This window comes from Acidovorax sp. NB1 (assembly GCF_005405905.1).
In the GTDB taxonomy this organism is placed as follows: Bacteria; Pseudomonadota; Gammaproteobacteria; order Burkholderiales; family Burkholderiaceae_C; genus Acidovorax.
The window spans coordinates 76,123-98,412 of sequence record NZ_BJHU01000016.1 but is presented as its reverse complement, the minus strand read 5'-3'; the positions used below and the strand labels follow the sequence as shown (position 1 = coordinate 98,412).

The 22,290-nt window shown below is 65.1% G+C and carries 25 protein-coding genes; 13 read left to right on the top strand and 12 right to left on the bottom strand.

Annotation, left to right across the window (positions count from 1 at the left end; genetic code table 11):
* Positions 1-54 precede the first annotated feature (54 nt).
* From AvAM_RS07195 to hemP, 7 genes are all read left to right on the top strand, one after another.
* Entirely contained in the window at positions 55-747 is a 693-nt protein-coding gene (locus tag AvAM_RS07195; protein ID WP_137746431.1) for a Fe2+-dependent dioxygenase, read from the top strand.
* Between the two features lie 126 nt (positions 748-873).
* Complete coding sequence (locus AvAM_RS07190) at positions 874-2,019, top strand: alpha-hydroxy acid oxidase (RefSeq protein ID WP_137746430.1); 1,146 nt, start codon at positions 874-876, stop codon at positions 2,017-2,019.
* Positions 2,020-2,195: 176 nt separating this feature from the next.
* Positions 2,196-2,468, top strand: a complete 273-nt coding sequence (locus tag AvAM_RS07185) for a bacterioferritin-associated ferredoxin (RefSeq protein WP_063460707.1) — start codon at positions 2,196-2,198, stop codon at positions 2,466-2,468.
* A 98-nt stretch (positions 2,469-2,566) separates the two neighbouring features.
* Positions 2,567-3,253: an energy transducer TonB gene (locus AvAM_RS07180; protein ID WP_137746429.1), complete on the top strand. Its 687-nt coding sequence runs from the start codon at positions 2,567-2,569 to the stop codon at positions 3,251-3,253.
* A gap of 43 nt (positions 3,254-3,296) precedes the next feature.
* Positions 3,297-4,016 carry a MotA/TolQ/ExbB proton channel family protein gene (locus AvAM_RS07175; RefSeq protein ID WP_137746428.1) on the top strand — a complete coding sequence of 240 codons (720 nt, stop codon included), beginning with the start codon at positions 3,297-3,299 and terminating at the stop codon, positions 4,014-4,016.
* Between the two features lie 3 nt (positions 4,017-4,019).
* A complete protein-coding gene (locus AvAM_RS07170) occupies positions 4,020-4,427 on the top strand; it encodes a biopolymer transporter ExbD (RefSeq protein WP_063460710.1) in 408 nt (135 codons plus the stop codon).
* Between the two features lie 261 nt (positions 4,428-4,688).
* Positions 4,689-4,910 carry a hemin uptake protein HemP gene (gene hemP, locus AvAM_RS07165; protein ID WP_137746427.1) on the top strand — a complete coding sequence of 74 codons (222 nt, stop codon included), beginning with the start codon at positions 4,689-4,691 and terminating at the stop codon, positions 4,908-4,910.
* Positions 4,911-5,233: 323 nt separating this feature from the next.
* Here hemP and AvAM_RS07160 read toward each other — a convergent pair whose 3' ends face one another.
* Positions 5,234-5,641, bottom strand: a complete 408-nt coding sequence (locus AvAM_RS07160) for a heme-binding protein (RefSeq protein ID WP_015014564.1) — start codon at positions 5,639-5,641, stop codon at positions 5,234-5,236.
* A gap of 241 nt (positions 5,642-5,882) precedes the next feature.
* Here AvAM_RS07160 and AvAM_RS07155 point away from each other — a divergent pair, with 241 nt between their 5' ends.
* Together AvAM_RS07155 and AvAM_RS07150 are read left to right on the top strand one after the other, a co-directional pair.
* Complete coding sequence (locus AvAM_RS07155; protein ID WP_137746577.1) at positions 5,883-6,578, top strand: Bax inhibitor-1/YccA family protein; 696 nt, start codon at positions 5,883-5,885, stop codon at positions 6,576-6,578.
* A gap of 112 nt (positions 6,579-6,690) precedes the next feature.
* On the top strand, positions 6,691-7,071 hold the full coding sequence (locus tag AvAM_RS07150; RefSeq protein WP_137746426.1) for a hypothetical protein: 381 nt from the start codon (positions 6,691-6,693) through the stop codon (positions 7,069-7,071).
* 100 nt (positions 7,072-7,171) lie between these two features.
* Here AvAM_RS07150 and rlmD read toward each other — a convergent pair whose 3' ends face one another.
* The 3 genes from rlmD to AvAM_RS07135 form a co-directional block, all read right to left on the bottom strand.
* Positions 7,172-8,632, bottom strand: coding sequence for a 23S rRNA (uracil(1939)-C(5))-methyltransferase RlmD (gene rlmD / locus AvAM_RS07145; RefSeq protein WP_137746425.1), 1,461 nt, complete (start codon positions 8,630-8,632; stop codon positions 7,172-7,174).
* Between the two features lie 58 nt (positions 8,633-8,690).
* Entirely contained in the window at positions 8,691-8,996 is a 306-nt protein-coding gene (locus AvAM_RS07140; RefSeq protein ID WP_137746424.1) for a hypothetical protein, read from the bottom strand.
* A 113-nt stretch (positions 8,997-9,109) separates the two neighbouring features.
* Positions 9,110-9,583: an Lrp/AsnC ligand binding domain-containing protein gene (locus AvAM_RS07135; protein ID WP_055398143.1), complete on the bottom strand. Its 474-nt coding sequence runs from the start codon at positions 9,581-9,583 to the stop codon at positions 9,110-9,112.
* 126 nt (positions 9,584-9,709) lie between these two features.
* On the opposite strand from AvAM_RS07135, the gene putA reads away from it, so the two are divergent.
* Positions 9,710-13,468: a trifunctional transcriptional regulator/proline dehydrogenase/L-glutamate gamma-semialdehyde dehydrogenase gene (gene putA / locus AvAM_RS07130; protein ID WP_137746423.1), complete on the top strand. Its 3,759-nt coding sequence runs from the start codon at positions 9,710-9,712 to the stop codon at positions 13,466-13,468.
* 100 nt (positions 13,469-13,568) lie between these two features.
* Here putA and AvAM_RS07125 read toward each other — a convergent pair whose 3' ends face one another.
* The 6 genes from AvAM_RS07125 to guaB form a co-directional block, all read right to left on the bottom strand.
* Positions 13,569-14,639: a DUF6352 family protein gene (locus tag AvAM_RS07125; RefSeq protein ID WP_137746422.1), complete on the bottom strand. Its 1,071-nt coding sequence runs from the start codon at positions 14,637-14,639 to the stop codon at positions 13,569-13,571.
* A 105-nt stretch (positions 14,640-14,744) separates the two neighbouring features.
* The gene (locus AvAM_RS07120; RefSeq protein ID WP_137746421.1) at positions 14,745-15,332 is read right to left on the bottom strand and encodes a 2'-5' RNA ligase family protein; all 588 of its coding nucleotides are present in this window, start codon (positions 15,330-15,332) and stop codon (positions 14,745-14,747) included.
* 79 nt (positions 15,333-15,411) lie between these two features.
* Positions 15,412-17,028 carry a glutamine-hydrolyzing GMP synthase gene (guaA, locus tag AvAM_RS07115; RefSeq protein WP_137746420.1) on the bottom strand — a complete coding sequence of 539 codons (1,617 nt, stop codon included), beginning with the start codon at positions 17,026-17,028 and terminating at the stop codon, positions 15,412-15,414.
* A gap of 12 nt (positions 17,029-17,040) precedes the next feature.
* Positions 17,041-17,475: a type II toxin-antitoxin system VapC family toxin gene (locus tag AvAM_RS07110; RefSeq protein WP_137746419.1), complete on the bottom strand. Its 435-nt coding sequence runs from the start codon at positions 17,473-17,475 to the stop codon at positions 17,041-17,043.
* The gene (locus AvAM_RS07105; RefSeq protein ID WP_137746418.1) at positions 17,472-17,732 is read right to left on the bottom strand and encodes a type II toxin-antitoxin system Phd/YefM family antitoxin; all 261 of its coding nucleotides are present in this window, start codon (positions 17,730-17,732) and stop codon (positions 17,472-17,474) included. Before AvAM_RS07105 ends, AvAM_RS07110 begins: the two co-directional genes overlap by 4 nt.
* Before the next feature lie 109 nt (positions 17,733-17,841).
* Positions 17,842-19,317 (bottom strand): IMP dehydrogenase, encoded by a 1,476-nt coding sequence (guaB, locus tag AvAM_RS07100; RefSeq protein WP_137746417.1) that lies wholly within the window; start codon positions 19,315-19,317, stop codon positions 17,842-17,844.
* Positions 19,318-19,551: 234 nt separating this feature from the next.
* Between guaB and AvAM_RS07095 the strand changes: the two genes are divergently transcribed.
* Positions 19,552-20,094, top strand: a complete 543-nt coding sequence (locus tag AvAM_RS07095; RefSeq protein ID WP_137746416.1) for a DUF4124 domain-containing protein — start codon at positions 19,552-19,554, stop codon at positions 20,092-20,094.
* An 81-nt stretch (positions 20,095-20,175) separates the two neighbouring features.
* Here AvAM_RS07095 and AvAM_RS07090 read toward each other — a convergent pair whose 3' ends face one another.
* Together AvAM_RS07090 and AvAM_RS07085 are read right to left on the bottom strand one after the other, a co-directional pair.
* Positions 20,176-20,541: an RnfH family protein gene (locus AvAM_RS07090; RefSeq protein WP_137746576.1), complete on the bottom strand. Its 366-nt coding sequence runs from the start codon at positions 20,539-20,541 to the stop codon at positions 20,176-20,178.
* A gap of 19 nt (positions 20,542-20,560) precedes the next feature.
* Positions 20,561-21,001, bottom strand: a complete 441-nt coding sequence (locus AvAM_RS07085) for a type II toxin-antitoxin system RatA family toxin (protein ID WP_137746415.1) — start codon at positions 20,999-21,001, stop codon at positions 20,561-20,563.
* Positions 21,002-21,133: 132 nt separating this feature from the next.
* Here AvAM_RS07085 and smpB point away from each other — a divergent pair, with 132 nt between their 5' ends.
* Both smpB and AvAM_RS07075 read left to right on the top strand, forming a co-directional pair.
* A complete protein-coding gene (gene smpB, locus AvAM_RS07080; protein WP_137746414.1) occupies positions 21,134-21,607 on the top strand; it encodes an SsrA-binding protein SmpB in 474 nt (157 codons plus the stop codon).
* A gap of 260 nt (positions 21,608-21,867) precedes the next feature.
* Entirely contained in the window at positions 21,868-22,233 is a 366-nt protein-coding gene (locus AvAM_RS07075) for a hypothetical protein (protein WP_137746413.1), read from the top strand.
* The last annotated feature ends 57 nt before the right edge of the window (positions 22,234-22,290 follow it).

Genomic DNA, 22,290 nt, shown 5'->3' with positions numbered 1-22,290 from the left:
GCTCTGACGAAACGACTCCGCCCCTTCACTGGGGCGGAGTCACAATGGGCCCCCATGTTCCTGCACATCCCCCACGTTCTCACCGTTGAAGAAGTCGCGTTCTTCCGACAGCAGCTCTGGGCCCCCGACGCCCCCTGGGTGGACGGCGCCCGCAGCGCAGGCGGCCAGGCCGTGCACCAGAAGAACAACCTGCAGCTGGCGCAGGGCAGCGAGCTGTCGGCCCAGCTGCAAGGCCTGGTCAAGGCCGCCTTGGCGCGTAACGCACTGTTCTTCTCGGCCGCCCTGCCCCGGCGCATCTACAACCCGCTGTTCAACCGCTACGGCGACGGCGCCAACTTCTACGGCAAGCACGTGGACAGCGCCGTCATGCACTCCACGGCCGACAACGCCTGGGTGCGCAGCGACCTGTCGTGCACGCTGTTTCTCACCCCGCCGGACGAATACGAAGGCGGCGAACTCGTGGCCACCGAAGCCTGGGGCGAAAAGCGCATCAAGCTGCCCGCGGGCGACATGGTGGTGTACCCCAGCAGCACCGTGCACCAGGTGTCGCCCGTCACACGCGGGCAGCGCATCAGCAGCTTCTTCTGGGTCGAGAGCATGGTGCGCGGGCTGGAGCAGCGGCAGCTGCTGTTCGACATGGACATGTCGCTGCTGCGGCTGCGCCAGAGCGTGGGCGAAACGGAGCCCTCGGTCATTGCGCTGTCGGGCACTTACCACAACCTGCTGCGCATGTGGGCCGACGTGTGACCCGCCTCCTCCGGCACCCAGGCACCACGGCTCCTTCAGGCCATGGCCCCTGCCTTGCCAGATTTACTCCTATTTCAATAGCACCTCGCGCATACTGAACGCGCGCAAGGTGCTTTTTTCATTGGTATGACCTACACCCCCGCCCGCCACCGGCTGCCCCCCGAGATCGCCAACCTGGCCGACCACGAACTGCAGGCGCACCAGCAGCTGGACGACAACGCCTGGGCCTACTTCAGCGGGGGCGCGGGCGATGAAATCACCCTGTGCGCCAACCGCAGCGCCTGGGACGCCCTACCCCTGTGGCCCCGCGTGCTGCGGCCGCTGGCGGGCGGCCACACCCGGGTACAGCTGCTGGGCCGCACGCTGGCCCACCCCATCTTGCTGGCGCCGGTGGCCTTCCAGCGCCTGGCCCATCCCGATGGCGAACTGGCCATGGCCTACGCGGCGGCGGCGCTGGGTGCGGGCGTGGTGCTCAGCACCCAGGCCAGCGTGACGCTCGAAGCCGTGGCCGAGGCCGTGCAGCCCGACCCGGGGCGCGGCCCGCTGTGGTTCCAGCTCTACCTGCAGCACGACCGGGGCTTTACCCAGGCGCTGGTACAGCGGGCCGAGGCAGCGGGCTACGAGGCCCTGGTGCTGACGGTGGATGCACCCGCCAGCGGCGTGCGCGACCGCGAACGGCGGGCGGGCTTCCGGCTGCCGCCTGGCGTGGGCCCGGTCAACCTCGCAGGCCTGCCCCCGCCTCCACAACCCGATCTGCGCCCCAGCCAGAGCGCGCTGTTTGACGGACTGCTGCACCAGGCCCCCACCTGGGACGACGTGGCCTGGCTGCGGTCCATCACCCGCCTGCCCGTGCTGCTCAAAGGTGTGCTGCACCCGGCCGACGCACGCCAGGCGGTGGCAGCGGGCGCGGCGGGCCTGATCGTCTCCAACCACGGCGGCCGCACGCTGGACACTGCGCCCGCCACCGCCACCGCATTGCCCCGCGTGGTGCAGGCCGTGGGCGGCGCGCTGCCGGTGCTGGTGGACGGCGGCATCCGGCGCGGCACCGATGTGCTCAAGGCCATGGCCCTGGGCGCATCGGCCGTGCTGGTGGGACGCCCCGCCGTGTGGGGCCTGGCCAATGCCGGGGCCGCAGGCGTGGCCCATGTGCTGCGCGTGCTGCGTGACGAGCTGGAGGTTGCCATGGCCCTCACCGGCTGCGCCACACTGGCTGACGCCCGCCCTGCGCTGCTGGACGCCACAGAGACCCAGGCGTTGCGCCCCGGCGCGTGATGCCTGGCGATGGCCGAGGATGGCCAAAAACCATGGCCAGCGACCATGGCCGGGACAGGTGTTGACGCCGATCAAAGCCTTGCCCCTGTCGGCAGGAATGATTTATTGCAAATGCGATAGATTCGTATTTATAATCTCGTCACCCCTTCAACAGCCAGCCACACTGCCTGCTCCCCATGATCGTCTGTGTTTGCCGCCGGGTTTCCGACCGTGAGATTGCCCGCCATGCGCGTGCTGGCATGAGCTTTGACGAAATCCAGTTCGAGTTGGGCGTGGCCACCCAATGCGGTTGCTGCGAAAGCTGCGCCCGCGACGTGGTGGCGCAGTGCAGTGTTTCGAATCCTGTGGCCGCCCTGCACAATGACGTGGCACCGCAGCCGATCCAGCTTGCCAGCTCCATCCTGGAAAGCAAGTCATGGAACTCCTCTCAACACTCGCTGGCAGCCTGATCCTCGTGGCAGGCTCTGCCTGGTGGATCTTCCGCAAGTAACATCGGTCTTTTAAGCCCCTGGCGCCTGATACACAAGCGCTGGTTGCTATCATTTTTATGTCTCACCCTGATCGTTTTGCCACTCCCGGGGGTGTCAGCCGCAACACCGTGATCGTGGGCTCCGTGATTGCCCTGCACGTGGCAGGCATCTGGGCCCTGCAGTCCGGCCTGCTGCGCCGCGCGGCCGAGGTCATCGTGCCCGCCGAGCTACTGAGCGAGTTCATCGCCCCGCCCGCCCCCCCCAAGGTCACACCGCCGCCCCCGGCGCCGCCACCACCGCCCCGCCCGGCCCCCAAGGTCGCGCCGCGCCCGGCCCCCATGCCTGTGGCCATTGCCGACCCGACACCGGCGCCCAATGCCCCCACGGGCATCACCACGCCCCAGCCACCCGCACCTCCCATCGAGGCGCCTGTTGCACCCCCGGCGCCGCCCGCCCCACCGGCACCGCCTGCGCCGCCCAAGATCGAGCTGCCTTCCAGCGACGCCGCTTACCTGAACAACCCCAAGCCCAGCTACCCCGCCATCAGCAAACGCATGGGCGAGCAAGGCAAGGTGGTGCTGCGGGTGCTGATCGGCACCGACGGCACGCCGCAGAAGGTGGAAGTCAACAAGTCCAGCGGCTTTGAGCGCCTGGACCGCCAGGCCCAGGAGGCCGTCATGCGCTGGCGCTTCGTGCCCGGCAAACGCAACGGAGTGGTCGAGACCATGTGGAACCTGGTCCCGGTCAACTTCGTTCTCGAATAACCACAGTTCACAGTTTCAGATCACCGCTTCAGGGAGTTTTTTCATGGAATCGCAATTCGGCATCGCCAACGTATGGATCCAGGGCGACTTCGTCACCCGCGCCGTCGCCATCATCCTGCTGGCCATGTCACTGGCCTCGTGGGTTGTCATCCTCATCAAGGCGCTGGACATCATCAAGTTCAAGAAGCACACCCGCGCCGCACAAGATTTCTGGCACAGCGAGGACTTTGCCGCCGGCCTGACCAAGCTGGGCGCCGACCCCACCAACCCCTTCCGCCACCTGGCGCTGGAAGGCCGTGAAGCCACCGCCCACCACCGCAACACCAAGGCCCACCTGCACGACAGCCTGGACGTGAGCGACTGGGTCACACGCTGCCTGCGCAACTGCATCGACGAATTCACCGCCCGCCTGCAATCGGGCCTGGCCATCCTGGCCTCGGTGGGCTCTACCGCCCCGTTCATCGGCCTGTTTGGCACCGTGTGGGGCATCTACCATGCGCTGGTGGCCATCGGCACCTCGGGCCAGTCCACCATCGACAAGGTGGCCGGCCCCATCGGCGAAGCGCTGATCATGACCGCCCTGGGCCTGGCCGTGGCCATCCCCGCCGTGCTGGGCTACAACGCGCTGGTGCGTGGCAATAAATCCATCCTGGGCGGCCTCAACAGCTTTGCGCACGACTTGCATGCCTACTTCGTGACCGGTGCCCGCGTGTCTGCCAGTGGCGAACAGGGCAAGGTCCTGCCCATCAAGAAAGGCAACTAAGCCATGGCTTTCGGAACGCAAGACGATGCCGATGATGTGATGAACGAGATCAACATGACGCCCCTGGTGGACGTCATGCTGGTGCTGCTCATCATCTTCATCATCACCGTGCCGGTGATGAAACACTCGGTCAACGTAGACCTGCCCCGGGCCACGAACCAGCCCGAAAACGTCAAGCCGGAAACCGTGCGCCTGTCGGTGGCGGCCGATGGCAAGTTCTACTGGAACGAATCGCAGGTGACGGAAGAAGAACTCTTCCCCCGCCTGCAGGCCGAGGCCGCCAAGGAGCCCCAGCCCGACCTGCACATCCGGGGCGACAAGAGCGTGCGCTACGAATACGTGGCCCAGGCCATGGCCGCTGCGCAGCGCGCCGGGGTGCGCAAGATCGGGTTTGTGACCGACCCGCAGTAACAGCCCCCCAAAGGGTTTGTTGCCCCCGCCCGGCCAGCCTTGCTTGCCGGGCTTTTTTGTGGGCCGCCACATCGCCGGGCCTTGTCCGGCCCTACAAGCCAGGCGCAAGGCGGATCAACACCAGGGCATGCCACCGTTCAATTTCTCACGTGCTGACCGCCGGGAAAAAAGAACAAAAAGAAACATGCAATTCGCTTGACTCGTAATTGCGAATCGTTATCATTAGCAAAACGCAATGCAATGACACAGGAAAAAACCTCCATGCAAGCCACCATGACCGCCGCCTCGCTCCTGCGCTCTGTCGCCTCCGACAAGGCGGCCTCGCTCGCCCCTGGCGAAGGCGCCCAGAGCGCCGAAGCCGTGTCGGCCGCCGTGGACAGCAGCGCCTTGCTGCAGGGCCAGAAAGCCGTGGCGATCAGCCACAACGGCTCGGTGTACCGCCTGCAGGCCACCAAGCTGGGCAAGCTGATCCTGACCAAATAAGCGCAGCCGCCCTGCTCCCCTCCTCCCCCTCGGCAGCACATTCAGGCTGCTGCCAGGCCCCCAACAGTTTCATCGTGGGGCGACTCCCGGGCTTGCAACAAGCTCGCAAGGGTCGTTTTTGCCAGCCAACGGGTTCGCCCGCGTAGCCAGGCTTTTTTTCTCCACCGATCTCTCGGTCACCGCTGTCAGAACATGCAGCGAAGGCACCATAAAAAAACCGGCTCTTCAGCCGGTTTTTTTATGCGTGACGCGAAGTGCAGGTCTGTGACGCCCCCCGCTTCAGGATGACGCCACACGGCCCATCCACGCGTGCAGTCCAGTCCTTACAGGCCCAGGGCCGCAATCCCTGCGCGGGCGATCTGCGCGTCTTCGGTGGACTTTACGCCGCTCACGCCCACGGCACCCAGACATTGGCCGTCCTTCATGATCGGCACGCCGCCTTCAAGCAGGCCGTCGATGGTGGGCGCGCTCAGGAACGAGGTGCGGCCACCGTTGATGACATCTTCGTACACCTTGCTCTCGCGGCGGCCCAGCGCGGCCGTGCGGGCCTTGGAGGGGGCAATGTGCGAGGACACGGCAGCGGCGCCGTCCAGGCGCTGCAGCCACAGCAGGTGGCCGCCGTCGTCCACGATGGCGATGGTCACGGCCCAGTTGTTCTTGAGGGCCTCGGCTTCGGCAGCGGCGGCAACGGCCTTGACGTCGGCCAGTTCGAGTTCATGCTTGGTTTTCATGGCGAGGTGTCCGGATAGGAGAAGGAAGGAGAAAGATCGCGCGGGCCGCCCTGTTGGAGCGCCCGGACCGAGGAAGCCGCAAGCATAGCGGCATCACGGGGCGCGCTCACCCCCACGCAGGGTGAAAGTACCCTTACCAAAAGTAGGTGACCGGATGCGGTTATTGGGCGGCCAAAAACCACCAACGCCTAAAATTTGGGGCGTCTGCGCTGTGCAGGCCAACAAGGAGAGACACAAGATGATGAACGACCAAGTCACCACCCTGGGCCACTCTGCGGGCTATGGCATCTCGCAGGAAGAGCGCCACAAGGTGCTGCGCAATACCTACTGGCTGCTGGCCCTGAGCATGATCCCCACGGTGCTGGGCGCCTGGATCGGTGTGGCCACTGGCATCACCCAGTCGCTGCGCGGCGGCGTGGGCCTGATCGTGTTCCTGGGCGGCGCGTTCGCCTTCATGTTCGCGATCGAAAAGACCAAGCGCTCGGCGGCCGGTGTGCCCGTGCTGCTGGCCTTCACGTTCTTCATGGGCCTGATGCTCTCGCGCCTGATCGGCATGGTGCTGGGCTTCAAGAACGGCACCGACCTGATCATGACGGCGTTTGCCGGCACCGCCGGTGTGTTCTTCGTGATGGCCAGCCTGGCCAGCGTGATCAAGCGCGACCTGTCGGGCATGGGCAAGTGGCTGATGGTGGGCGCGCTGGTGCTCATGGTGGGCGGCATCATCAATGTGTTCGTGGGTTCCACCGTGGGCATGATGGTGATCTCGATGCTGGCCATCGGCATCTTTAGCGCCTATATGCTGTATGACCTGAAGCAGATCCTGGACGGTGGCGAAACCAACTACATCAGCGCCACGCTGGCCCTGTACCTGGACATCTTCAACGTGTTCCAGAGCCTGCTGGCCCTGCTGGGCATCATGGGCGGCGAGCGCGAATAACCCCGCCGTTCCCTTGACCACCACCAAAAGGCTCCCTCGGGAGCCTTTTTTGTGGACCGCGCACCCGGATCAGGCCTCAATAGCGCGGCCAGTGTGCCGATAATGCAAGTACATGTATCCACAAAGCCCCTCCACCGCGATACGCCTGACGGTTCTGGCGGGCCTTCTGCTGCTTGCTGGCTGCGACAAGATCCCCGGCCTGGGCCCTGACCCTCGCGTTGCGCAACGCGACGCCGAGGCCAAGGCCATTGGCGGAGCCTGCCGCCACGCGCTGCGTGGACTGGAAGACTGCTACACCCTGAACCCCAAGGCCGCCAAGGCCTCGGTGTTTGCGGGGTGGAAAGAGATGGACGCCTACATGCGCGAGAACAAGATCGAGGGCACGCCCTCGGTATTGACCAAGGCCGAGAAGCCCGAGCCGCGCAAGGGCAGCAGCAACACCGAGATCGAAACAGAAACCCGCGACCCCGCGTCCAGCCGCAGCCGCAGCTGAGCGGTCTGGCTCGCCAGGGGCAAGGCCCCGCCTCTCGTCTCCGAGTCTTTCGGCTGGCATGCACGCCAGGGCCACACGCCCCGGCAGCATTGCCCCTCCTCTACACCCGCTCGAACACCGCCATGCTCTCAACGTGCGCAGTGTGCGGGAACATGTTGACCATGCCCGCCGCTGTGCATTTGTAGCCTGCCAGGTGCACCAGCAGGCCTGCATCCCGCGCCAGGGTGGCGGGGTTGCAGCTCACGTACACGATGCGCTTCGGGGGCGTCCAGCCCTCAGCCCCGGCGGGCAACGGGCCAGCGCCCTCGGCACCGATGCGGGCCTGTTCGATGTCGGCCAGCGCCTTGGCCAGCGCAAACGCGCCTTCGCGCGGCGGGTCCACCAGCCACTTGTCGGCAGTGCCATCGGCCACCAGCATTTCGGGGGTCATCTCAAACAGGTTGCGCGCTACAAAATCAGTAGCTGCCAGCACTTTCTGGTCGCGCGCAAGGGCCTGATTCAATGCATAGTTTTCGCGCGAACGGGCCACCAGGGCCTCACTGCCCTCGATGCCCAGCACCTCGCGGGCCTGCGTGGCCAGCGGCAGCGTGAAGTTGCCCAGGCCGCAGAACCAGTCGATCACGCGCTCGTGCGGCTTCACATCCAGCAGGCGCAGCGCCCGGGTCACCAGCACCTGGTTGATGTGCGGGTTCACCTGGGTGAAGTCCGTGGGCTTGAAGGGCATGGTGATGCCAAAGTCCGGCAGCGCATACGACAGCTGCTCGCCAACTTCGTCCAGCAGCTTCACCGTGTCGGGACCCTTGGGCTGCAGCCACCACTGCACGCCATGCTCCGCGCCAAAGGCACGCAGCCGGACGATGTCGTCTGCGGAGAGCGACTCCAGATGGCGCAGCACCATGGCGGTCACGCTGTCGCCACAGGCCAGTTCGATCTGCGGGCAGGTGTCGCGCGCGTCCATGCTGGCGATCAGCGCACGCAGCGGCATCAGCATCGCGTCCACATGCGGGGGCAGTATCTTGCAGGTCTGCATGTCGGCGATGTAGCGGCTCTTGCGCTCATGAAAGCCCACCAGCACCTGGCCCTTCTTGATCACATGGCGCACAGCCAGGCGGGCACGGAAGCGGTAGCCCCAGGCGGGCCCTTCAATGGGGCGCATCACGGTCTCGGCCTTGACCTTGCCCAGGTGCCAGAGGTTGTCCTCCAGCACACGCTGCTTGACGGCCACCTGCGCACTCACGTGCAAGTGCTGCATCTTGCAGCCTCCGCAGGCCCCTGCATGCAGGCCAAAGTGCTGGCAGCCAGGGCGCACGCGCTGCGACGACTCGCGGTGGATGGCCACCAGGCTGGCCTGCTCCCAGTTGTTCTTCTTGCGGTGGGTGTTGGCAGTGACCAGCTCGGACGTGAGGGCGCCATCGATGAAGACGACCTTGCCGTCGGGCTTACGGGCAACGCCCTGGGCGTCAAGGTCCATGGACTGCACCTGCAGCCAGCCCTCGGGCAGGTCGGTGGCATCCTGCGCCACGGGTTCAAACGAGGGGGATAGTTCTTTCGGTTCGCTCATCCCCCGATTGTCTCAGGCCCAGGGCCGCCGCTGCAGCGGGCCGAGTCGTGGGGCTGGTTTAGCCCCGGTCTGCGCGTGCGGGGCGCATGCCCCCTGGCGCCGATACGGCTGAAGCGGCCGAAGCCAGCGGCAGCTTGTTGATGGTGAGTTCGCAGCCAAAATCGTCGGGTGAGAACACCAGGGTGCCCCCCGGAGCCACACGCGGCAGGGTTTCGTGGATCTGGCGCGACATATCGACCGGTGGCTCGGGGGCGCGGTAGACGATGTCCTTGTTGGGGCCATAGACCACATAACACCCGGCGGCGGCCGACTGGCTGAAAAGGGCGGCCAACAAGGCGGCGGCAGCGGTTGGAAGGGCTCTCATGGTTCTTCTCCTCAGTCTGACGGTTGCTGCGTTGCATTATGCGGGCTTTGCCCTGCAGAGCCAATCTGGCTCGGGCTGCGGCCGTACTAGTCTTCTGCCACCGCCCCGCCCTCTCACCGCAGGTGCAAATGGTTGGTGTGCTTGACCTCTTCCATCACTGCATAGGTGCGCGTCTCGCGCACGCCGGGCAGTTGCCACAACACATTGCCCGCAAACACGCGGTAGGCGTTCATGTCAGCGGATCGCGTCTTGAGCAGGTAGTCGAACCCGCCCGCCACCATGTGGCATTCCATGATCTCCGGGTGCACCTGCACGGCGGCCTTGAACTGGTCGAACACGTTGGGCGTGGTGCGGTCCAGCAGCACCTCCACAAACACCAGCATGCCTGCGCCCAGCTTGAGCGGGTTCAGGCGGGCCTCGTAGCCCAGGATGAAGCCGTCGCGCGTGAGACGCTGCACCCGAGCCAGAACAGCCGTGGGCGACAAGGCCACGGCCTCGGCCAGCTTGAGGTTGGCAATGCGGCCATCTTCCTGCAGGATTGACAGAATCTTGCGGTCGATGCGGTCCAGATCGGGTTCTGTTTGCATTTCGATTAGATATTTATTCGGCTTTAACGCGAATTTTCGACCATTTATTCACCACCATCCCAAGGATCATCGCCCATAACGCGCCAAACCCTCGCTTGGCCCCACAAATCACAGAAAGACGACGCCATGACGCAGCCCTCCGTCCAGCACTCCACTCCGTTTGCAGACTTCGCGCCCCGCACGCCGCTCTCCAACCCGCTGCGCGCATCCATCACAGCCGTCTACCGCCGCCCCGAGCCCGAGGCCCTGGCCCCGCTGCTGGCCCAGGCCCGCCTGCCTGCCGATCAAGCCACAGCGGCCGAGCAACTGGCCCTGCGCATTGCCAAGGCGCTGCGCGAACGCAAGGCCAGCGCCGGGCGCGCAGGCATCGTGCAGGGCTTGCTGCAAGAGTTTTCGCTGTCGTCCCAAGAAGGCGTGGCGCTGATGTGCCTGGCCGAGGCGCTGCTGCGCATCCCCGACAAGGCCACGCGCGACGCGCTCATCCGCGACAAGATCAGCAATGGCCAGTGGGATGCACACCTGGGCAAGAGCCCCTCGCTCTTCGTTAACGCCGCCACCTGGGGCCTGCTCATCACCGGCAAGCTGGTGGCCACGCACAGCGAAAGCAGCCTGGGCAACTCGCTCAGCCGCCTGATCGGCAAGGGCGGCGAGCCACTCATCCGCAAGGGCGTGGACATGGCCATGCGCATGATGGGCGAGCAGTTTGTGACCGGCGAGACCATTGACGAAGCCCTGCGCAACGCCCGCACGATGGAGGCCGAGGGCTTTCGCTATTCGTACGACATGCTGGGCGAGGCCGCGCTGACCAGCGAAGATGCCCAGCGCTACTACGCATCGTACGAGCAGGCCATCCACGCGATTGGCAAGGCCTCGGCCGGGCGCGGCATCTACGAAGGCCCGGGCATCTCCATCAAGCTCTCGGCCCTGCACCCGCGCTACAGCCGCGCACAGTTGGGCCGGGTGATGGACGAGCTGTACCCGCTGGTGCTGCGCCTCACAGCTCTGGCGAAGCAATACGACATTGGCCTGAACATCGACGCCGAAGAAACCGACCGGCTGGAGCTGTCGCTGGACCTGCTGGAGCGCCTGTGCCACGAGCCCACGCTGGCGGGCTGGAACGGCATTGGCTTCGTCATCCAGGCCTACCAAAAGCGCTGCCCCTTCGTCATCGACTATGTGGTGGACTTGGCCCGCCGCACCCAGCGCCGCCTGATGGTGCGCCTGGTCAAAGGCGCGTACTGGGACAGCGAAATCAAGCGCGCCCAGGTCGATGGCCTCACGGACTACCCCGTCTACACCCGCAAGGTGCACACCGACATTTCCTACATCGCCTGCGCCAAGAAACTGCTGGCAGCACCCGAGGCCGTGTACCCCCAGTTCGCCACGCACAACGCAGAAACGGTAGCCACCATCTACCAACTGGCGGGCAGCAACTACTACGCTGGGCAGTACGAGTTCCAGTGCCTGCACGGCATGGGCGAGCCGCTGTATGAGCAGGTGGTGGGCGCCATCGCTGCGGGCAAGCTGGGCCGCCCCTGCCGCATCTACGCCCCCGTGGGCACGCACGAAACGCTGCTGGCCTACCTGGTGCGCCGCCTGCTGGAGAACGGTGCCAACACATCCTTCGTGAACCGCATTGCCGACGAAACCATTGCGCTGGATGAGCTAGTGAAAAGCCCCGTGCAGGTGGTAGACCAGCAAGCTGCCACCGAAGGCACCGCTGGCCTGCCCCACCCCCGCATTGCCCCCCCCAAGAGCCTGTATGGCACGCACCGCACCAACTCGCGCGGGCTGGACCTGTCAAACGAGAACACGCTGACCGATCTGGCCGCCACGCTGCAAGCCACGGCAAGCCAGCCCTGGGCGGCAGCGCCCCTGCTGGCCGCTGATGTGCCCGCAGGCCCCACCCAACCCGTGCGCAACCCCGCCGACCACAACGACGTGGTGGGCCAGGTGCAAGAAGCCACCGCCGCCGACGTAGACCAGGCCCTGGCCCAAGCCCAGGCCGCCGCAGCCCCCTGGGCCGCCACGCCACCCGCCGAGCGTGCTGCAGCCCTGCTGCGCACCGCCGACCTGCTGGAAGAGCGCATGCTGCCCTTGCTGGGCCTGCTGATGCGCGAAGCGGGCAAAAGCGCCAGCAACGCCGTGGCCGAAGTGCGCGAAGCGGTGGACTTTTTGCGCTACTACGCCGCGCAGGTGCAAAGCACCTTCGACAACGCCACCCACATCCCGCTGGGCCCCATGGCCTGCATCAGCCCCTGGAACTTCCCGCTAGCCATCTTCATGGGTCAGGTGGCCGCAGCATTGGCCGCAGGCAACCCCGTGCTGGCCAAGCCGGCAGAGCAAACCCCGCTGATCGCCGCCGAAGCCGTGCGCCTGCTGTGGCAGGCGGGTGTGCCCCGCGCGGCAGTGCAACTGCTGCCCGGCCAGGGCGAGACCGTGGGCGCGCGCTTGATTGGCGACGCCCGCGTGATGGGCGTGATGTTCACGGGCTCTACCGAAGTCGCCCGCATCCTGCAGCGCACCGTGGCCGGGCGGCTGGATGCCGCAGGCCGCCCCATCCCGCTGATCGCCGAAACGGGTGGGCAGAACGCGATGATCGTGGACTCGTCCGCGCTGGTGGAACAGGTGGTGGGCGATGCCGTGTCGTCCGCCTTTGACAGCGCGGGCCAGCGCTGCTCTGCCCTGCGCGTGCTGTGCGTACAGGAAGAAGCCGCCGACCGCGTGGTCGAGATGCTGCAGGGCGCCATGGGCGAGCTGCGCGTGGGCAACCCCGGCGAATTGCGCGTGGATGTAGGCCCCGTCATTGATGCCGAGGCGCAGGCAGGCATCACCCAGCACATCGAAAAATTCAAGGCCCAAGGCCACCGCGTGTTCCAGCACTCCAGCCATCTGGCAATGAGCAGCGCACAGGGCACTTTCGTGCCGCCCACGCTGATCGAGCTGAAGCACATTGGCGAGTTGCAGCGAGAAGTCTTCGGCCCCGTGCTGCACCTAGTGCGCTACGCCCGCAATGACCTGGACCAGTTGCTCGATCAGATCAACGCCACCGGCTACGGCCTCACACAAGGCGTGCACACCCGCATCGACGAAACCATTGCCCGCGTGGTCAACCGCGCCCATGCGGGCAACGTGTACGTGAACCGCAACATGGTCGGCGCCGTGGTGGGCGTGCAGCCGTTTGGTGGCGAAGGCCTGTCCGGCACGGGGCCCAAGGCCGGTGGGCCGCTGTACCTGCTGCGCCTGCTGTCGCAGCGCCCAGCCAATGCACTGGCGCGCACCTTGGCCGAGGCCGACCGCACCAGCCCGCCCGATACCGAGCGGCGCGAGCGCCAGCTGGCCCCACTAGGCACCTTGCAGCAATGGGCACATAACCAGGGCAACCTGGCCCTGGCGGGCCACTGCCAGCGTTTTGCGCGAGAAACACAGAGCGGCACCGCCCGCACCCTGACCGGCCCCACGGGTGAGCGCAATGTCTACACCCTGGCCCCCCGCGCCCGTGTGCTGTGCCTGGCACCCAGCGCGGACGATCTGCTGGTGCAGACGGCCGCCGTGCTCGCCAGCGGAGGGACAGCCCTGTGGCCCCACGCCCATGCAGGGCTGCGCGCGAAGCTGCCCACCCACGTGCAGGCCCAGGTCATGCTGCAAGACAACGCCCTGAGCGATGCCACCGTGGCACTGGACGCCGTACTGCACCATGGCGACGCCGCATCGCTGCAGACGGTATGCACCACCCTCGCCCGCCGCCCCGGGCCCATCGTGGGCGTGACCGCGCTGCAGCCCGGCGCCACCGACATCCCGTTGGAGCGCTTGCTGATCGAACGGGCGCTGAGTGTGAACACCGCAGCAGCTGGCGGAAACGCAAGCCTGATGACGATTGGATGAGGGCTGGTTACCAGACTACCAACCAAGGGGATACTTTTTGAATCAAAGGGGCTGCTACCGCCTGTTCATCATGCCTTGATAGCTATCAATTCAATAGCAATCAGGATGCTGATGCCAGCGGCAGATTGAGCAACAGGTTCTGCGGCTTGATGCGCACCACGCCCTCGGCGTTGGTCGCCAGCCCCAGGTACACCGGCTTGCCCGCCACATCGGCACGCATCTCGGCCGGGTTCGCAAAGATCAGCGTAAACAGGCTGACCAGCCGTGCCATACGCTCTGGCTCCACGGGCCGGTCCTGGTACAGGTCGTTGAGGATGGCGGTGGACTCCACATCCAGCCCCACATGCCAGCGCCACGCGCTGTCGATGACCTGGTGCACAGGCTCGATCTGCACCTGCACACCCAACAGATGCGCCACCCAGCGCTCCAGCACGCGGGCCAAGGCTTTCAGGCCTGAGCGTGCACGGGTCATCTTGAAGGTCAGGCCATGGCTCAGGTCCTGCGTCAGCTCATGAGTCAAGTCGAGCAGAAAGTGGTGTCGTTCGCTCTCATGCCAATATTGCGCCGCATTGTCGGCCGACAGCACCTTGACCTGGGCAGTGGGCTGCAGTGCGCCGCTTTGCAGCAGCAGCCGCCCGACTTCGCCCAGGCCTGCTGTTTCATTGAGCATGTCCAGGGTTGCCCGGTCGCCTGCCAGCATTTGCCCCTCTTGCAAGGTGATGCGCTGGGGCCGAAACAGCATCTCGGCAGCGCGGGCTTCGAAGGCGTCGTTGCAGTTGTCCAGTAGGTTGCGCAGCAGGGCCTGCACCACGGCGTCGATGAACACGGCGGGCACATTCACCGCCCCACTGCGCATGAGTTGCAGGTAATAAGCCTCCAGCGTGCCGGCGGCCAGCAGGCCATCGCGGAAGCGCAGGAACACGGTGTAGTTCTCACGGGCGTCATCGTCCTGCAATGCAGCCAGCTCCGCAGAGATAACCGCCCGCGCGGGTGACACCTTCAGCGATTCATGCAGTGCGATCTCAGCAGCGCACGACTCCGGCACCAGTGCCAGCTCTGGTCGGGCCAGCAGCCAAAGCAGGTATCCGTCGGTGGGGAGCAGCCAGCCACGGACATCGTGATCGAGCGTTTGGAAACCACAACCGGGCCAGAAATCGTGAAGTGTCGTCATGAGGAAATGAGAGAGCCGATGGCCTCAGGGGATGGTAGCCGCGGAAGCTTCCGCACGACGGTGCCGCACCGCGAGTACGCATGGGTGCCCGCTTGCTTCGCAACATCACCAGTCAAGAAAGACCTGCTGCCGTGCCTTCAAAGTCCAGCGCGCAAGCACATCATGCCTGCTCAGGCCGTAGAGGCTGTCTACCAAGGCAAACTGCACCACAGTCCACGCCACTGGAGCGACAACCATGCGGTCAATGCGTTCGTGCTTGTAGTGCAATGTCATGTGCGGATTGAAATGGCTGCGGATCTGAGTTTCTGCAAAGCCCATGCGGCGCATCGTGTTGCCAAGCGCATGTTGAAACCCTCGCAGGTCACGCGCGGCGCCCGCTTGTGGCGCCAGCTCAACGGTGCCGAAAGTCCCCTTTTCAAAGCCGCCCCGGGACTGCAGCACGTCGAGGCGGACCCCAAACGGTTCGTAGTCCATAGCGCTACCCGCCGCCAGCGCCAAGTCGATTACCTCTCGGGGGATGCTGTTCAGGAAGCGCCCCAGGTGATGGAGCGTGATGTGCAGCCGATCCAAGGACATTGGCTCGCCTCTGCCCGCCCAACGGGGTTCTTGGAGGCGCTGCAGTAACCCCTTGGCCGTCTCGGCGGCAAGCTGCGGAGGGGAGAGAAAATAGTAGAGATCGTGAAGCTGGAACATGGCACACAAAGCTCCGGAAGATCCGTCGCATTGTGCGCCAATACTGTTTAAATAACCAGTATTTCGATTTACCCTCCACTCACTCCCACTCAATTGTCGCTGGCGGCTTGCTGCTCACGTCGTACGTCACGCGGTTGATGCCGCGCACTTCGTTGATGATGCGGCCCGACACCTTCTTGAGCAGTGCGTAAGGCAGCTCGGCCCAGTCGGCGGTCATGAAGTCGCTGGTCTGCACCGCGCGCAGGGCCACCACGTAGTCGTACGTGCGACCATCGCCCATCACACCCACGCTCTTGACGGGCAGGAACACCGTGAAAGCCTGGCTGGTGAGGTCGTACCAAGTCTTGCCGGTGGCTTCGTCGCGGAAGTTGCGCAGCTCTTCGATGAAGATCGCGTCGGCGCGGCGCAGCAGATCCGCGTACTCCTTCTTCACCTCGCCCAGGATGCGCACGCCCAGGCCGGGGCCGGGGAAGGGGTGGCGGTAGACCATGTCGGGCGGCAGGCCCAGGGCCACGCCCAGTTCGCGCACTTCGTCCTTGAACAAATCGCGCAGAGGCTCCAGCAGCTTCAGGCCCAGTTGCTCGGGCAGGCCACCGACGTTGTGGTGGCTCTTGATGGTGACGGCCTTCTTGCTCTTGGCGCCGCCGGATTCGATCACGTCGGGATAGATCGTGCCTTGGGCCAAAAAGGTCGCGCCCTTGTGGCCACCGGTACCTGCCTTGAGCTTGGCAGCTTCGGCCTTGAACACGTCCACAAACAGGCCGCCGATGATCTTGCGCTTCTGCTCGGGCTCGCTCACCCCGGCCAGCTTGCCCAGGAACAAATCGCTGGCATCCACGCGGATGACCTTGGCGTGCAGCTTGCCTTCGAACATGTCCATGACCATGTCGCCCTCGTTGAGGCGCAGCAGGCCATGGTCCACAAACACGCAGGTGAGCTGGTCGCCGATGGCGCGGTGGATGAGCGCTGCGGCCACAGACGAATCCACACCACCCGACAGGCCCAGAATCACTTCTTCGTCACCGACTTGATCACGGATTTTCTGGACGGCTTCTTCGATGTAGTCGCCCATGATCCAGTCGGCACGTGTGCCGCAGATGCCCAGCACAAAGCGCTCCAGCAGCGCCTTGCCCTGCACGGTGTGCGTGACTTCGGGGTGAAACTGCACGGCGTAGTAGCGGCGGCTTTCGTCGGCCATGCCTGCGATGGGGCACGAGGGCGTGGAGCACATCACCTTGAAGCCCGGGGGCAAGGCGGTGACCTTGTCGCCGTGGCTCATCCACACCTTGAGCATGCCGTGGCCTTCGGGTGTCGCGAAGTCTTCGATGCCCTTGAGCAGCTCGGTGTGGCCATGGGCGCGCACTTCGGCGTAGCCAAACTCGCGGGTGTTGGAGCCTTCGACCTTGCCGCCTAGCTGCTGGGCCATGGTCTGCATGCCGTAGCAGATGCCCAGCACGGGGATGCCCAACTCAAACACCGCATCCGGCGCCTTGTCGTCCACCTCGTACACGCTGGCGTGGCTGCCAGACAGGATCACGCCTTTGAGCGAGCCGTCCTTGGCGTATTCGCGCACCCATTCGTCGGTCACGTCGCAAGGGTGCACTTCGCAGTAGACGTTGGCCTCGCGAACGCGGCGAGCGATGAGCTGGGTGACTTGCGAGCCGAAATCGAGGATGAGGATTTTCTGGTGTTGCATGGTGGTGGTCCGTCAGAGGCTGGAGAGATCAAGAAGCGGGAGGCCGCTGCGCTGGGCAGCAGCGATCTGCTGGGGGTCGAAAGTGGCCAGCGGCAGGCGCAACGAGCGCGCCAGCCACAGGTAGGCGGCATCAAAGGTGGGCAGGCCGGTGTCGAGCGCCACGTCCATCACGGCCTTGTGCTGGGCGGGGGCCAGGTCGTGCAGCTCTACGCGGTGGCGAATCGCCTCCAGCACGCTCCACAGGCCTTCAACCGAGGCGGCCGGGATGCGGCCGCTGTGCACGCCGCTACTGATGAGGTTGCTGCACTCCCATTGCCAAAGATTGGGCGCCTGCGGTTCGACCTCGTCGCGGCGGATCAGGGTGTACAGGCGGCGGGTGTGTTCGCTGGCCGCGTCGGGCAGCAGCCACGCGGCGGTGACGGAGACATCAAGCACAAAGGCGGTCATGCAGCGCTCCGGCCCTTGCGGCGCAAAGTATCGGGAGTGTCCGCCCCGACTGCGGGGCGAACCGTGGCATGCAGCGCGTCAATCTGCCCCAGCTCGCGGGCGATCTGCTCGTCGGTGATGACGGGGCGACGGCGCACGGGCAGCATGCGTACCACCTCTTTGCCGTGGCGGGTGATGCGCACTTCTTCACCCTGCTCGACCAGCTCGATCAGGGCGGAGAACCTGCTCTTGGCTTCGTAGATACCGACGGACTGCATGGAAAAGCGGACCCCAAAAAAGAAAAGTCTGGTCTGAACAATGAATTCAGACCAGACTATATCAGTCTGACCAGATTTTTTCAATCAGGCCAGATTGGATCGACAACGATCAGTCAGCGCGGTAGTTCGGCGCTTCCTTGGTGATCTGCACATCGTGCACATGGCTTTCGCGAATACCGGCGGTGGTGATCTCGACGAACTCGGCCTTGTTGTTCATCTCTTCGATGGTGGCGCAACCGCAGTAGCCCATGGAGGCACGCACGCCGCCCGCCATCTGGTAGACGATGCTGACCATGGAGCCCTTGTAGGGCACGCGGCCTTCAATGCCTTCGGGCACGAGCTTGTCGGCGTTGGGGTTGCCCGTGCTCGATTCCTGGAAGTAGCGGTCGGCACTGCCCTGCTGCATGGCACCAATGGAGCCCATGCCGCGGTAGCTCTTGTAGCTGCGGCCCTGGAACAGGATCACTTCGCCAGGTGCTTCTTCAGTACCCGCAAACATGCCGCCCATCATCACCGTGCCTGCGCCAGCGGCCAGGGCCTTGGCAATGTCACCGCTGTAGCGAATGCCGCCGTCGGCAATCAGCGGCACGCCCGTGCCCTTGAGCGCCGTGGCCACGTTATCGATGGCCATGATCTGAGGCACGCCCACACCGGCCACGATGCGGGTGGTGCAGATGGAGCCGGGACCGATGCCGACCTTGACGGCGTCGGCACCCGCCTCAACGAGCGCCAGCGCCGCCGCGCCGGTGGCGATGTTGCCGCCGATCACGTCGATCTGGGGGTAGTTCTGCTTGACCCAGCGCACGCGCTCGATCACGCCCTTGCTGTGGCCGTGGGCCGTGTCCACCACGATGGCGTCCACACCAGCCTTGACCAGCGCCTCGACGCGCTCTTCGGTGCCCTCGCCCACACCCACCGCTGCGCCCACGCGCAGGCGGCCAGCAGCATCGCGCGCGGCGTTGGGGAAGCTGGTTTGCTTGGTGATGTCCTTCACCGTGATCAGGCCCTTGAGTTCAAAGGCGTCGTTCACGACCAGGATGCGTTCGAGCTTGTGCTTGTTGAGCAGCGCCTTGGCCTGTGCAGGCGTGGTGCCCTCTTTTTCATTGACCGTGATGAGCTTCTCACGCGGGGTCATGATCTGGTGGACCTTGACGTCGTAGCGGGTCTCGAAGCGCAAGTCACGGCCAGTGACGATGCCGACCACCTTGCCACCGTCGCACACCGGGAAGCCCGAGATGCCCAGCTGCTCGGACAGCTGCAGCACCTGCAGCACGGTGTGCTCGGGGGTGATGACCACGGGGTCGCGCAGCACGCCGGATTCGTAGCGCTTGACCTTGGCCACGTGGGCAGCCTGCTCCTGCGCGGTGAGGTTCTTATGCACGATGCCGATGCCGCCCTCCTGGGCGATAGCGATGGCCAAGCGTGCCTCGGTCACGGTGTCCATGGCGGCGGACACAAGCGGCAGGTTCAGTTGGATATTGCGGGAGAGTTTCGTCGCGAGGGACGTGTCCTTGGGCAGGACCTGGGAGTACGCTGGCACCAGCAACACATCGTCGAAGGTGAGCGCTTTTCCAAGAAGGCGCATGAGAAAGCTCCAAAAAACGGATTGTACCCGTGCCGCGTGTGGTGCACCGCCGACACGCCCATTTCCCCCGCGCTGCGCACCTACTCTGCCGTAGCAAATACCAGCGCAGCCCTCCACTGCGGGCAGCGCAAGCAGCATGGCCACACGCCAAGCGCCCGTGCAACACGCCAACCCAAAGTGGCCGCCTATCCGCCGCACTGGCGGGTGGCGGGCCACACGGCTAAACTTCCTCGCATGAAAATGCACAAGATTCTTCTGCTGGCCGTGGCCTGCACCTGGGCCATGGGCGCGGCAGCGCAGTGGCAGTGGATCGACAAGGACGGGCGCAAGGTCTTCAGCGACCGCCCGCCACCGGCTGATGTTCAGGAAAAAAATATCCTGAAGCAGCCCGGAGGCGCCCTCCCAGCGCGCCCGGCGCCAGCGCCCGCAGCAGCGGCCACGGGCGATGCGCCCGCCACCGCCGCCGCACCTGCGGCGGCACCAGCCCCCAAGCTCGCAGCCAGTGCCGCAGGCAGTGGCAAGGACAAGGAGCTGGAAGAGAAGAAGGCCCAGGCCGAAGCAGCCGAAGCAGCCAAGAAGAAGGCCGAAGACGAGAAAATCGCCAAAACCAAGGCCGAGAACTGCACCCGCGCCCGTGCCGCCAAAGCCGCATTCGATGCAGGAAAACCCATCACCCAGACCAACGCCCAGGGCGAGCGCATCTTCCTGGACGGCACCGCCCGCGCAGCGGAAGCCAAACGCATCGACGGCATCGTTGCCTCCGACTGCGCGCGCTGACCACGGCACGTCCCTGATGCCCTTGCCCTTGTGATGGGGCACAGGGCTGGCGGCGCGAGCCCGTAGTGCCCGACAGGGCCTTCAGTACCCTGACTTGCCCCCGGGGCGCTGACGAGCGAACAGGCCCGTGGAACGTGCCCCCTGGCGGGCAAACCGCTCCCGGCGGGCCACCTTGGGGTCCACCTTGAGGGGCCGGTAGACCTCCACACGGTCCAGGTGCTGCAATCGCGCCTCCAGCGCCACAGCCCGCCCCCACACCCCCACCAGCGGCGCAACGGTCTCGCTGGCCAACGCTGAAGACGATGGCGGCAGGGCACCGCAGGCCCGCAGGGCATCGGCCACCAAAGCGCCCTGGGGCAGATCCAGAATCCACTCCCGGGTCTCGCGCGGCGCCAGGCAGATCACCACGGTGACCTGCACCGTGGCGCCACCTCCACCGGGCCCCATAGTGCCCTCTGCGCACGCCTCAGCCATACACCTGCTCTGCGCGCTTCACAAACGCGTCCACCATGCTGCCCGCGATGCGGTCAAACACAGGCCCCACCAGCGCAGCCAGCGCGGCACTGTCAAAACCGTAGTTGAGGAGCAGTTCCACCTTGCAGGCGCGCTGCTGCCCATCGCCCACGGGGTGGAAATGCCAGTCCCCATCCAGGCGCGAGAACGGGCCCTTGACCAGGTGCATCTGTACACGCCGACCTGCCTCGTGGGTGTTGCGCGTCACAAAGGTCTGGCGAATGCCCCCCAAGGCTATGCCCACCTCGGCGGTCATGCCGTCCTCGGTCCGCTCCAGCACTGCAGAACGATCGCACCAGGGCAAGAACTGCGGGTAGTGCTCCACCCCGGTGACCAGGGCAAACATTTCTTCGGGGCTGTACCAGATGAGGACGGACTTTTGAACGGTTTTCATGCAGACGGCTGGCGCCAGACTTTCTGTGTAAGGGGAAGATGGGCCAGGGAACTAGAATCGCGGGTCTTTGAACGGCCACAATTGTATGTACGGAGATCTTTTATCTCCCGCAGAGCGCCGCATCTGAACTTCATGGCCAAGAACCCCGATTCCCCTTCCCGCATCGCCGAAAACAAAAAGGCAGCATTCAACTACTTCTTCGAAGAGCGCCACGAAGCAGGCATGGTGCTGCACGGTTGGGAAGTCAAGGCGCTGCGCGAGGGCAAGGTGCAGCTGACCGACGGCTATGTGCTGATACGCGAAGGCGAGCTGTACCTGCTGGGCTGCCTGATCAACCCGCTCAAGACGGCGTCCACCCACGTCAACCCTGAGTCGGCGCGCACCAAGAAGCTGCTGCTCAAGAAGGACGACATCAAGCGCCTGATCGGCAAGGTCGAGCAAAAGGGCTACACGCTGGTGCCCCTGAATCTGCACTGGAAGAACGGCTTTGTGAAGTGCGAGATCGCACTGGCCAAGGGCAAGGCCGAACATGACAAGCGCGACACCATCAAGGACCGCGAAGGCAAGCGCGAGGTGGAGCGCGCGATGAAGAGCAGGAACCGATAACCCCCTGAGGTGCCGCGCACCTTCCTCCCGTGGGGGAGGAACGCCCCTGGTGCGGCGGGGAAGTCCTTGCACGGGAGCGCTGGGCTGGCGCCGCGCCTCTTGGAGGCGCGGTGGAAAGCGGAGACCTGCCTGAGCAGGCCTGATCTTTGCGGATTTTTTTGTGTGCGTGGTGGAATAAACCGTCATGTCCATGTGTTTGTGGAGGTGCAAGGCGGCATGTGCCGTTGCCTGCAACCCCTCTTCTTGCACCTGGAGAAACCATGAAAACAATCCTGTCCATCGCTGCGTTCCTGGCCATTGCCGGCTGCTCCACCATGGCGACCGATGGCCCTGTCAAAACCATCGACGGCGTGCTCGTTGGCGCGGGCGGCATGACGCTTTACACGTTCGACCGCGACACGGCTGGCAGCGGCAAGTCGGTGTGCAACGGCCCCTGCGCCACCAACTGGCCTCCACTGCTGGCCACCACGGCCCCTGGCGGCGACTACGGCATCGTCACGCGCGACGACGGCAAGACCCAGCTGGCCTACAAAGGCAAGCCCCTTTACTACTGGGCCAAAGACACCAAGCCCGGCGACAAGACCGGGGAAGGCGTCAACCAGGTATGGCGCACTGCGCGCCCGTAAGTCTGTGGGAACGCCCCTGTCACGCCCCACGTCTCGCTGCGTGACAGAGGCAATACA